Raw genomic sequence first — 12,294 nt, 5'->3', positions numbered from 1 at the left:
TTAATAAAAATTGACTAAGGTAATGTGGGTGAAGAGGGGAATTAAATGAAGTTTAGTAAGTCAAATCTTTATAAAAGATTATTTATAACATATACAATAGTTATATTATCCGTAGTTGGTATTTTATGTATTTATTTTTTAAGTAAAACCTCTGAAGAGATTAAGAGAAATACTCTTTATATAAATGATAAAATACTGCAAGATGTAAATGAAACACTAGAGTATAATAGCAGCACATCAAGAAGAATAATGAATATGCTTTATGAAGATGAGTTTAGATTAAATGATGTTATAAAGTATTTAAATTCAGATTTAGTTGATTACATAAAAGGAAAATTAGATTATTATAGTGCAAGTGATAAACTTTATTATAATGGTATAGAAAGTTTTGTTAAAAGTTCATTTCAATTGAATAATTTTTTAAAAAATATATCTTTTATAAGTTATTCTAGAAATGAAATATCAGTTTTTAATAGAAAAGGAGAAATAAAGACCTATCCTTTTAATTCAAATGAACTATTAGATAAAGAAGAAATTGAATATGCAATCTATAATAAAAATGAGGTTAGTATAAGCAATGAAATAAGAGATGCGGCTTCTTTAAAGCCAGAAGGAATGCTTATGACTACTTATGATGTAGGCGTAATTAGTGATGTTATAAAAAAATATAAGGATACAAATTCAGAGGTTCTTATATTAAATAAAGAAGGAATGATTTTATATGATTCAGAAAATAAATATGAATATGAGTATTTTCCTTATTTTGATAAGCTTAAAATAGGTAGACATGAGGTTTCCTTAGAAGATGATTATTATGTAGATATGTTACCAGATAATAATGGATTAATATCTGTAGTTAGAATAAAAGTAAGTAATGCTACAAAAGTACCTCTTCTTTTTAAGGTTTCAGCATTCTTAGTTAGTTTATTCTTATTTATAATTGCAGAGTGTGTTCTTTATATAAAATTTAAAAATTTGAGCAAGAGAATGGATTCCCTTGTTTTAGCCATGGAAAAGGTTGAAAAAGGGGATATAGATGTGCATATTCCTTTAAGTAATGATAGAGATGAAATAACATTCATTGCAGATAATTTTAATAAAATGTGTGAGAAGTTAAATGATCATATAAGGAAAAGTTATCTAGCAGAATTACGACAAAGAGAAGCTGAGATTGTAGCACTTCAGAATCAAATTAATCCACATTTTCTTTATAATACCTTAGAGTCAATAAGGATGAAGGCTATATGCAATGGAGATAAAGAAGTAGGAAAAATGCTTTATAGTTTAGCATTTTTATTTAGAAGTCAAGTAAAAGGAAATCTTATAGTTTCAATAGATCAGGAAATAAAATACTGTAATAAATATTTGGAACTATTTAAATTTAGATATGATGAGAAGTTTAAGTTTAAAATAGAATGTGAAGAGGATTTATATGATAAAGGAATCGTTAAATTCACTCTTCAACCTTTAATTGAGAACTATTTTGTTCATGGTATAAGGTTAGAAAGAGATGATAATGAATTAAAAATATATATCTATAAACATTTAGAAGATATAGTTGTGGAAGTAATAGACAATGGTAGGGGAATTCCTAAGGACAAATTGGATGATATAAATAGAAGAATTAGGGAATGCGATCATTCTGGTAAATCAATAGGGATGCTAAATGTTCATGAAAGGATTAAAATTAAATATGGGGAACCTTATGGGTTAACTGTTACTAGTGAAGAGAATAAGGGAACTAATATGATTTTAAGATTCCCGCTTAGAGAGGTGGAGTAGTAATATGTACAAGGTTATGCTAGCTGATGATGAGAATTTAATTTTACAAGGACTTGAGAATATAATTGAATGGGAAGAACTGGGGTTGGAAATTGTAAATAAGGCAAGTAATGGACAAGAAGCCATAGATAAATTTAATGAAAATCCAGTTGATATAGTGGTAACTGATATTAACATGCCACAGGTTACTGGATTAGAGTTATTAAAGGAATTAAAGAAAATTAATTCTGATGTTAAGTTTATAATATTAAGTGGATATGATGATTTTTCTTATGCTAAGAAAGCAATAGAATTAGGTGTTGAAAATTATATATTGAAGCCTATAGATGAAGAAGAATTAGAAAAAACTTTGAAAAATACAATAAATAAAATAAAACAAGAAAAAGAAGAAAATAAATCAAGTTTAGGAAAACATAATCTACTTATTAAACTTATTAAGGGTAAATTAGCTCAAGGCGAAATAGAGGAAAATGAAGATAGTTTTTATATGAATTTAAATTCAGAAAGATATTCTCTATGTATCATAAATACTAGAAGTAGATATGATAGTGAGGAAATGTTACATAACATAGTTAATGTAATTAAGGAAAATACTCAAAATAAATTTGAAATAATATACACTTTAGATGAGGAACTTATTTTAATAAACTCTTGGGATGAAGTCGTAAGTAAAAAAGAGATTAAAAAATATTATGATAAATTAAAAGAACAAATAATAAATGAGTATGGAATAGACGTATTTTTAAGTGTTGGAGAGCCTGTTGATGATCCTTATAAAATTAGTTCAAGTTATAAGGAAGCAAATAACTTAAAAAAATATGTTCTTACTTTAGGATATAATAAGTGTATAACAACAGAAGATGTTAAGGATATAAATGAGAAGAATATAAACTTTAGTGGAGTTTTAGATAAATTAAATAAGAGAATAATTGCTAAAGATATAGAAGGAGCAGAAAAAATTATTGAGGAAACGGTTGAGGATAAAAATTTAAATCCAAGAAATATATATGATTTATCTGTAAAAATACTATTTTTATTGGATGGTATAGTTGAAGAATTTAAAGTTGAAAAACAATACACAGGAAATAGTTTAGGAGAGGAAATAGTTGCTCTTTGTAGTGAAGATACAAGGGAAGATATTAAAACTTTATTATGTAGTGAGATTAGGGAAGTTATAGAACTTATGCACCCAACAACTATAAAATATAGCCCTGTAATTCAACAAATTATAAGTTATGTAAATGAAAACTATTATGAAGAGGTAAGTCTTAAGACTTTAGCTCAAAAATATCATATAAATACATCTTATTTAGGTCAAGTATTTACAAAAGAAGTGGGATGTTCATTTTCTGAGTATTTAAATAAAACCAAAAATATGAAAGCTAAGGAGCTTATATTAAATACAAATATGAAGATAAATGATATAGCTAAAAAAGTAGGATATCTAGATACTAGTTATTTCTATAGAAAATTTAAGAAGTACTATGGAGTTTGTCCATCAACCTTAAGAAATATAAAAAATTACTAATTATAAAGCTATGGAATATTAAGCTGTATTCAAAGATAAAATTTGAGTACAGCTTTTTTTATAAAACTTTGTTAAAAAAATAATATTTAAAATAAGAATTAAGCAAATAATAATTAAAAGTAATATAATATTTAATTATAACTCTTCTTAAGTTTTATATATTGTGTGATAAAAATCACATTTTCCAAAGTTTTGGAATGATAAAATTTAAACAATTGAAGAAAGTTATTATATTAATAATAGTTAAAATAGACTTTTTTATTAAAATTAAAAGGTAGGTGTTTTAGAGTATGTATAAATTAGGAATAATAACTAGTAGTGATAAAGGATATTCAGGAGAAAGAAAGGATGAAAGTGGATTAGTAATAGCTGATATTGCTAAGGGAAAAGGATTTAAGGTAGAAAAATATATAGTATTACCAGATGAAAGAGAAATGCTTAGAGATGAGATGATTAATATGGCTGATAACTTAGGCGTTGACCTTATACTTACAACTGGTGGTACTGGATTTAGTAAAAGAGATGTTACTCCAGAGGCAACTAAGGATGTTATAGAAAAGGAAGCCTTAGGAATACCAGAAGCTATAAGAAGTTATAGTATGACAATAACTAAAAGAGCCATGCTTTCTAGAGCTACTGCTGGTATAAGAAAAGATACTCTTATTGTTAATATGCCTGGAAGTCCAAAAGCTTGTAGAGAAGTTATGGACTATATTTTAGATGATTTAAAACATGGAATAGATATTTTGAAGGGAGATGCTAGAGAATGCGCAAGAAAATAAGCCTATCTATAATAATGGCAATAGGAATGTTATCATTATTATTTGTAGGATGTACTAATAATAAGGAAGAGAAAACTTTAACAGTTAGCATTGCTGCAAGTCTTCAAAAACCTATGGAAAAAATTGCTTCTAATTTTGAAAAGGAAAATGGAGTAAAAATTCAATATAATGTAGGTGGATCAGGAACCTTAAAAAAACAAATTAGTGATGGGGCTGATGTAGATTTATTTTTCTCAGCAAATACTAAATATGCTAAAGAGCTTATAGATGAAGGCCTTGTAAATAAGGATGAATCTTATAAGATTTTAAATAACCAATTAGTTTTAATTGAAAACAATGATTATAATAAACCTATAAATTCTTTAGAAGACTTAAAAAATGTAGAGGGTAAAATTGCAATTGGTGAAATCTCAACAGTTCCAGCAGGACAATATGCTAAAGAAAGCCTAGAAAAAGTAGGGGTTTATAAAGAGATTGAAGATAAATTAGTTTTTGCTAGAAGTGTAACAAATGTTAAGACATATGTTGAAAATGGGGAAGCTAATTTAGGATTTGTATATAAGACAGATGCGTTAGATTTAAAAAATAGCAAAATAGTTTATGAGGTACCTAATGATTATCATAAACCTATAGAATATGAACTATGTTTATTAAAAAATAGTAAAAATAATAAAGAAGCAAAGAAGCTTATTGAGTACTTAAAAGGTAAAGAAAGTAAAAAGATATTTAGTGAGTATGGTTTTGAGGTGAACTAAAAAATGATATGGGAAGCCTTATTAATATCCTTAAAAGTTGTATTAGTATCAGTATTTTTAAGCTGTATTTTAGGAATATTACTTGGCTATTTTATGGTGGAAAAAGATTTTAAGTTTAAATATATAATTGAAACAATAATAATATTCCCTATGTTTTTACCTCCTTCTGCTGTAGGATATTTAATTCTTTTAATATTAGGCAAGAAGGGAGTAATAGGTGAATTTCTATATAATAACTTTGACATGAGTATTATATTTACTTGGATAGGTGCTGTTATAGTAGGGATAGTTGTTTCAATACCTATTATGTATCAGAGTTTAAAGACATCATTACTTAGTGTTAATGAAGATGTAAAAAATGCTGCTAGGGAAATGGGAGCAATAAACTTTAAACTTTATAGACTTATAAGTTTACCTCTTTCTAAAAAAGGATTATATACAGGCATTGTACTTAGTATAGCTAGAGTTTTTGGAGAATTTGGAGCTACTATTCTAGTTGCTGGGAATATTCAAGGTAAAACTCAAACAATACCTATGGCTATGTATTATGCTATTGAGAATGGTGATTCAGGTTTAGCAAATAAGATATTAATACTTATAGTTTTAATATCAGTGATTTTAACTTTTTCTTATAATAAAATAATTAAGAGAATAAAATAGGATTTTTAAAATTTAGAGAAGAGGAGAGTAACATATATGGATAATAAACTTACTCATTTCGATAATAAAGGAAATGCAGTTATGGTAGATGTAAGCAATAAAAATGAAACTGAAAGAATAGCTATTGCAACAGGAACTGTAAAGGCATCAAGTGAAACTATAGAATTAATAAAATTAGGTCAAATAGGAAAGGGAGATGTTTTAGGGGTTGCTAGAGTTGCAGGTATAATGGCGATGAAAAATACTAGTAATTTAATACCTATGTGTCATCCTGTTATGATTACAGGATCTAGTATTGATTTTGAAATTGATTCTGAAAAAAATGAAATAAGGATAACAGCTACTTCAAAGGTAGTTCATAAAACAGGAGTTGAAATGGAGGCTCTTACAGGAGTATCTATTGCAGCCCTTACTATTTATGATATGTGCAAAGCTGTAGATAAAAGAATGGTTATAGGAGATATACATTTAGTAAAAAAACTAGGTGGAAAAAGTGGAGAGTTTAATTTTTAAATTATTAATATGAAAAAGTGAGTTAGATTTTATGGTCTAACTCTTTTTTTATTATAAAAATGAGGCATATAAATTATATATTTTATGGACTTTCTATTGTTATTGAACTTTTTTAATATTTGTAATTGAAATTTATACAGTAAAACTAAATATTTTCAACTTTTCCCAAAACTCATATAATGATAATATTTTAATTGTAAGAAACGTTTACAACAAAAGGGGGAAGAAGTGTGAAGAGTAAAGCTAAAAAGCTTCCAAAAGAGAAGCTTACAATGAAAGATAGAATGAAACGTTTTAAAAACAATAAAGAATTATTACTACTTACTATACCAGGGGCAATATGGTTTTTAGTATTTGCTTACTTGCCAATGTTTGGAGTAATTGTAGCATTTAAAAGATGGAGAATCCATGGAGGCTTCTTTGAAAGTTTAATGAATAGTAAATGGGTTGGGTTTGATAACTTCAAATTCCTATTCCAAAGTAGTGATGCTTGGCTAATAACTAAAAATACAGTTTTATATAATATTGTATTTATAATTTTAGGAATAGTACTTCCAGTAACATTAGCAATTTTATTAAATGAATTATTAAATAAAAAGTTAGCTAAGTTCTATCAAAGTAGTATGTTCTTACCTTATTTCTTATCATGGGTTGTTGTAAGTTATTGTTTATATGCATTCTTAAGCCCAGAAAAAGGATATGTTAATGGTATTTTACAATCTATGGGTGGAAAAGGAATTTCATGGTATACAGAGCCAAAATATTGGCCATTTATCATAATTTTCATGAGTCAATGGAAAGCAGTTGGATACGGAACAGTTGTTTATTTAGCTTCTATATGTGGTATAGATAAGAGTTACTATGAAGCAGCAATGATAGATGGAGCAAGTAAGTTCCAACAAATAAAATATATAACAGTTCCATTATTAAAACCTGTAATGATCATAATGTTCATAACTTCAATTGGTGGTATGTTCAGAGGAGATTTAGGTCTATTCTATCAATTACCAAAAGATTCAGGTGCTTTATATCCAGTAACAAATGTAATCGATACTTATGTATATAGAGGTCTTATGAACTTAGGAGATATTGGTATGAGTTCTGCAGCAAGTTTATATCAATCATTTGTAGGATTAATACTTATAGTAACTTCTAACGCTATAGTAAGAAAAGTAGATGAAGAAAACGCATTCTTCTAAAAAAGGTGGTGTAATGTGTGTTAGAAACTATTAAACAAAAAAGACTTCAGAAAAAAGCTGAACCAAAAGAAGAAGTAAGCAAGTTTAATGCTGTCTCAAAAAAGAGTAACTTTTTATTAAATGTTTTATTCGCAATATTAGCTTTCTTAGCAATAATGCCATTCGTATTTGTTATAGCTATATCATTAACAAATGAGCAATCATTACAATTAAATGGATATAGATTTATACCAGAAGAGTGGAGCCTTGAAGCTTATAAATATATATTCTCATCAGGTAGTCAAATTTTAACATCATATGGAGTTACAATTATAGTTACAATTTTAGGTACTTTAATTGGACTAGCTATAATGTCAATGTATGGATATGCTTTATCAAGAAAGAGCTTTGCTTATAGAAAATTCTTTACTAAAGTAATCTTTGTACCAATGTTATTCTCAGGTGGTATGGTTGCTTCATACTTAGTAGTTACAAGATTCTTAAACTTAAAGAATACAATATGGGCACTTATACTTCCAATGTGTGTAAGTTCATTCCACATAATTATTTTAAGAACATTCTTTAAGACATCAGTACCAGACGCTATCATAGAATCAGCTAAGATAGATGGAGCATCAGAGTGGAGATTATTCTTAAGAATAGTATTACCAATATCTCTTCCTGGTATAGCTACAATAGGATTATTCTTAACTTTAGGATACTGGAATGATTGGTTCAATGCTATGTTATATATTGATGAACCAAACTTAATACCATTACAGTACTTATTAATAAGACTTGAAAACTCAATGGAGTTCTTAGCAAATAATGCAACATCACTTGGTGCAAATGCTATAGAGGCTACTAAGAACATGCCAAAAGATACTGCTAAGATGGCTATAGTTGTTATTTCAACTTTACCAATAATATTTGCTTATCCATTCTTCCAAAGATACTTTGTAAATGGATTAACAATTGGAGCAGTTAAAGAGTAATTAAATAGAATGATATTTTAAAGGGTTGTATCAATAGCAACTTAAAATAAAACTTATAAATATATTTCGAGAATTATTGGATTTCGCTAAGAATTTATAGTCATTACTCCGAAGAATTTACTAAAGTTTCGAAACTTGCTTCGCTTCGGACAGTCTCAACTTTTTAACGTAAACTCTTCTACGTAATGGCTTAAATTCTAAAGCTTATCCAAATATTCTCTTCATACTATTTATAAGTTTTATTATTTTAAGTTTTGATACAACCTTTTTATTAAAGTTTGAGGTTTGTAGAAAATAAGGATAAGGAGAAAATTAGTATGAGATTTATATCAGAAAGAATAAGAAAAACTTATGAAGAAATAGGAAGATATGTTTATTCTAATACTTTAAACATAGATAATTATAAATTTATAGCAGGAAAATATGATAATATAGATGAAATAAAAAATGCACCTGAAGAAGGATGGATAGATTTTAAAACAGGAGATCTTTGGGGAGAGGAAAGTCATGGATGGTTTAAAACTTCTGTTAAGGTTCCTGATGAATTTGCAGGACAAACTATTGCTTTAAGCTTCCACACTTTCTTAGGAGATTGGGATAATACTACAAATCCACAGTTTATCCTTTATGTAAATGGAGAACATATTCAAGGATTAGATGTAAATCATCAGGAGACAATACTAACTCACAATGCTGTGGCAGGAGAAGTTTATGATATAGACTTACATGCACATATAGGAAGAATTGAGGGCAAAAAATCAACTTTACATGGTAAGCTAGTAACAATAGACGAAGAAGCTAGAAAATTATACTTTAATTTAAGTGTTCCTCACATAGTAGCAACTAAATTACATGAGGAAGATAAGAGAAGAATAGATATGTTAAATGTGTTAAATGACACAATAAACTTAATTGATTTAAGAAGACCATTTACTAAAGAGTATAATGAAAGCCTAAAAGTTGCTAATAAATATATAGAAGAAAATTTCTATGATAAAATGTGTGGACATGAAGATATGGTAGCTACTTGTGTTGGTCATACTCATATAGATGTGGCTTGGCTTTGGACTGTAGCTCAAACAAGAGAAAAGGTTGCAAGAAGTTTCTCAACGGTATTAAAGCTTATGGAGGAATATCCAGAATATATATTCATGTCTTCTCAACCTCAACTTTATAAATTCTTAAAAGAAGATCATCCAAAGGTTTATGATAAAGTTAAAGAAAAAGTAAGAGAAGGGGTTTGGGAACCAGAAGGAGCAATGTGGCTTGAGGCTGATTGTAATGTAACTTCAGGAGAATCCTTAATAAGACAAATATTACATGGAAAAAGATTCTTTAAAGAAGAATTTAATGTGGATAATGAAATACTTTGGCTTCCAGATGTTTTTGGATATTCAGCAGCACTTCCTCAAATATTAAAGAAGGCAGATGTTAATTATTTTATGACAACTAAGATTTCATGGAACCAAATTAATAAAATGCCTTATGACACTTTTATGTGGAAAGGAATAGATGGAACAGAAATATTAACTCATTTTATAACTACAACTTACCCAGATCAAGATCCATTTAAGGAAACTATGACAACATACTGTGGAAATATTCATCCAGGTTCAATAATGGGAGCATGGAATAGATATCAACAAAAAAATATAAATAATGATGTTTTAGTTGCCTTTGGATTTGGAGATGGTGGCGGTGGTGCTACTTATGAAATGCTTGAAAATGGAAAGAGACTTTCTAAGGGAATCCCAGGAGCACCTAAGGTTAAAATAGGTAAGGCTAAGGATTACTTTAAGAAATTAGAGGAAACTGTAAAAGATAATAATAAACTTCCAAAGTGGGTTGGAGAATTATATCTTGAGTATCATAGAGGAACTTATACTTCAATGGGAAGAAATAAGAGAGATAATAGAGTATGTGAAAATCTATATACTTCAGCAGAGAAATTTAACTCAATGGCTATGTTGTTAGGCAAAAACTATCCTTTAGCTGATTTAAATGCTGCTTGGGAAACAATACTTTTAAATCAATTCCATGATATTTTACCAGGTTCATCAATTAAAGAGGTTTATGATGTAACTAAGGAAGAGTATAAGGATTTAATTGAAAAAGGAAATAACTTTGTAGGTTCAGCTTTAGATAATATAACATCAGAAATAAACTTAAAGGAAAGAAGTGTTGTTGTATTTAACTCTCTAGGATTTGAAAGAGATGATATAGCTACTTTTGATATTCCAGAAGATATAGAAAATCCAGCTGTATTAGATGGAGAGGAAGAAATTATTTGCCAAAGAATAGATGATGGTAAAAAAGCAATTTTCTTTGCTAAAGGAATACCTGCAAATGGATATAAAAGCTTTAAAATAATAGAATCTACCAATAAAGAAGTAGAGAATGTATCTCTAAGTGAAAAAGAAGCTGAAAATGACTTCTTAAGAATTAAATTTAATGAAGAAGGAAATATAGTTTCATTATTTGATAAGAGAGCAGAAAGAGAAGTATTAAAAGAAGGAACTTTAGGAAATAGAATTCAGGCTTTTGAAGATAAGCCTATGGAATATAGCAACTGGGATATAGATATATATTATAAAGAAAAAATGTGGAATGTTGATGATGTTCAAAGTATTGAAGTGGTGGAAGAAGGCCCAGTAAGAAGCACATTAAGAATTGAAAGAAAATTCTTAGAGTCTACTATAGTTCAAAATATTTATATTTATAGAGATTTAGATAGAATAGATTTTAATTCATATGTTGATTGGAAAGAACATGAAGTATTATTAAAGACTTCATTCCCAATAGATTTAAATGCTACAGAAGCTACTTATGAAATTCAATATGGTAATGTTAAGAGACCAACTCATAGTAATACATCATGGGATGAAGCTAGATTTGAAGTTTGTGGCCAAAAGTGGGCTGATCTTTCAGAGGGAGATTTTGGAGTATCCTTATTAAATAACTGTAAGTATGGTCATGATATACAAGATGGTGATATGCGATTAACCTTATTAAAATCAGGAACACATCCATGGACTGAAACAGATCAAGAGGAGCATTTCTTTACTTATTCTATTTATCCTCATATGGGTACATGGAAAGAGGCTCATACAGTTCAAAAAGCTTATGAATTAAATCAACCTTTATATACAAAGGTTTGTGAAAAACATGAGGGGATATTAGAGGATACTTTAGGCTTAGTAAAAGTGAATAAAGATAATATAATGATTGAGGTTATTAAAAAAGCTGAAGATACAGATCATTTAATAATTAGAATGTATGAATTCTTTAATAGTAGAACCAAGGCTACTTTAGAATTCTCAAGGGAAATAGAAGAAGCCTTTGAATGCAACTTAATGGAAAGAAACTTAGAAGAAGCTAAATCTGAAGGAGAAAAAATAGAGTTTACTATAAATCCATTTGAAATAAAAACATTTAAGGTTAAATTAAAATAATAAAAAAAGAGGCTATATCAAAATGAAGTTAGTTCATTTTTGATATAGCCTCTTTCTATGCTTATTTTATAGCTTGAAGCCTAAGTAAATTTCAAATACAGCGATTATAATAAAGTAAATACCTATTATAAATGGTGTAGCAATTAAGAATGAGATTGGCTCAAATAATATTAATAATCCTAATATTATTAATAATATAGAATAAAGTGTTGTAGCATTGAAACCAAAGCTTTTATAAGTAAACTCACCAACAAGTAAGAATATACCGTTAACTAATGCCCAAGAACCATAGAATATAACTAATACGTCAATACTTTCTAGTGGAACAAAACATAGCATTAAACCAAATAATATTGATATTATACCTGTAAAAATATATAAGCCTTTTCTTGAAGATTTAAAAGCTTTAATTATTGTAAATATACCTGAACCAATTATTAATATACCTGCTACTATTGTGAAATATAGTAATGAGTCCATTGGTTTAATAAAGAATAAGATACCTACAATTGCCATTAGAATTCCTTCTAATATACAAAATATTTGTGCACTTTTTTCCATTTAAATCACTCCTTAATTTTTTAAAAAGTTTGTTATCTAGAAATTTAAGAAATATTACTATAAGTAAATAATAACATTTGTTTAAAAA

At 27.8% G+C, this 12,294-nt stretch carries 10 protein-coding genes; 9 read left to right on the top strand and 1 reads right to left on the bottom strand.

The genetic code is table 11. The features are described from left to right. Positions 1–45: 45 nt before the first annotated feature. The 9 genes from ACYUCG_RS08850 (at position 46) to ACYUCG_RS08810 (ending at position 11,645) form a co-directional block, all read left to right on the top strand. On the top strand, positions 46–1,782 hold the full coding sequence (locus tag ACYUCG_RS08850) for a sensor histidine kinase (RefSeq protein ID WP_139933947.1): 1,737 nt from the start codon (positions 46–48) through the stop codon (positions 1,780–1,782). Between the two features lie 4 nt (positions 1,783–1,786). Continuing rightward, positions 1,787–3,310 carry a response regulator transcription factor gene (locus ACYUCG_RS08845; protein WP_283704762.1) on the top strand — a complete coding sequence of 508 codons (1,524 nt, stop codon included), beginning with the start codon at positions 1,787–1,789 and terminating at the stop codon, positions 3,308–3,310. A 290-nt stretch (positions 3,311–3,600) separates the two neighbouring features. Next, positions 3,601–4,092, top strand: coding sequence for a MogA/MoaB family molybdenum cofactor biosynthesis protein (locus tag ACYUCG_RS08840; protein ID WP_060794707.1), 492 nt, complete (start codon positions 3,601–3,603; stop codon positions 4,090–4,092). Beyond that, positions 4,077–4,847, top strand: coding sequence for a molybdate ABC transporter substrate-binding protein (modA, locus tag ACYUCG_RS08835; protein WP_060794708.1), 771 nt, complete (start codon positions 4,077–4,079; stop codon positions 4,845–4,847). The genes ACYUCG_RS08840 and modA overlap by 16 nt, the downstream gene beginning before the upstream one ends. A 3-nt stretch (positions 4,848–4,850) precedes the next feature. Then, the gene (gene modB / locus ACYUCG_RS08830) at positions 4,851–5,507 is read left to right on the top strand and encodes a molybdate ABC transporter permease subunit (protein ID WP_315647170.1); all 657 of its coding nucleotides are present in this window, start codon (positions 4,851–4,853) and stop codon (positions 5,505–5,507) included. Positions 5,508–5,543: 36 nt separating this feature from the next. Further along, positions 5,544–6,020, top strand: a complete 477-nt coding sequence (moaC, locus tag ACYUCG_RS08825) for a cyclic pyranopterin monophosphate synthase MoaC (protein ID WP_460268459.1) — start codon at positions 5,544–5,546, stop codon at positions 6,018–6,020. A 230-nt stretch (positions 6,021–6,250) separates the two neighbouring features. Then, positions 6,251–7,219 carry an ABC transporter permease gene (locus ACYUCG_RS08820; protein WP_003454996.1) on the top strand — a complete coding sequence of 323 codons (969 nt, stop codon included), beginning with the start codon at positions 6,251–6,253 and terminating at the stop codon, positions 7,217–7,219. Positions 7,220–7,236: 17 nt separating this feature from the next. Next, positions 7,237–8,193, top strand: coding sequence for a carbohydrate ABC transporter permease (locus ACYUCG_RS08815; protein WP_060794711.1), 957 nt, complete (start codon positions 7,237–7,239; stop codon positions 8,191–8,193). Between the two features lie 317 nt (positions 8,194–8,510). Then, positions 8,511–11,645: an alpha-mannosidase gene (locus ACYUCG_RS08810; protein ID WP_460268458.1), complete on the top strand. Its 3,135-nt coding sequence runs from the start codon at positions 8,511–8,513 to the stop codon at positions 11,643–11,645. A 66-nt stretch (positions 11,646–11,711) separates the two neighbouring features. Here the strand turns inward: ACYUCG_RS08810 and ACYUCG_RS08805 are convergent, their stop codons facing one another. Beyond that, entirely contained in the window at positions 11,712–12,206 is a 495-nt protein-coding gene (locus tag ACYUCG_RS08805) for an HdeD family acid-resistance protein (RefSeq protein ID WP_460268457.1), read from the bottom strand. Positions 12,207–12,294 lie beyond the last annotated feature (88 nt).

The organism is Clostridium sp. CTA-17 (genome assembly GCF_054767895.1).
This window is presented reverse-complemented; position numbering and strand designations above follow the sequence as displayed.

Excerpts from the sequence above, each read along its gene's own strand:
- ACYUCG_RS08810 (WP_460268458.1), top strand. The coding sequence starts at position 8,511 with ATGAGATTTATATCAGAAAGAATAAGAAAAACTTATGAAGAAATAGGA.
- ACYUCG_RS08805 (WP_460268457.1), bottom strand. The coding sequence starts at position 12,206 with ATGGAAAAAAGTGCACAAATATTTTGTATATTAGAAGGAATTCTAATG.
- ACYUCG_RS08845 (WP_283704762.1), top strand. The coding sequence starts at position 1,787 with ATGTACAAGGTTATGCTAGCTGATGATGAGAATTTAATTTTACAAGGA.
- modA (WP_060794708.1), top strand. The coding sequence starts at position 4,077 with ATGCGCAAGAAAATAAGCCTATCTATAATAATGGCAATAGGAATGTTA.
- moaC (WP_460268459.1), top strand. The coding sequence starts at position 5,544 with ATGGATAATAAACTTACTCATTTCGATAATAAAGGAAATGCAGTTATG.
- ACYUCG_RS08850 (WP_139933947.1), top strand. The coding sequence starts at position 46 with ATGAAGTTTAGTAAGTCAAATCTTTATAAAAGATTATTTATAACATAT.
- ACYUCG_RS08840 (WP_060794707.1), top strand. The coding sequence starts at position 3,601 with ATGTATAAATTAGGAATAATAACTAGTAGTGATAAAGGATATTCAGGA.
- modB (WP_315647170.1), top strand. The coding sequence starts at position 4,851 with ATGATATGGGAAGCCTTATTAATATCCTTAAAAGTTGTATTAGTATCA.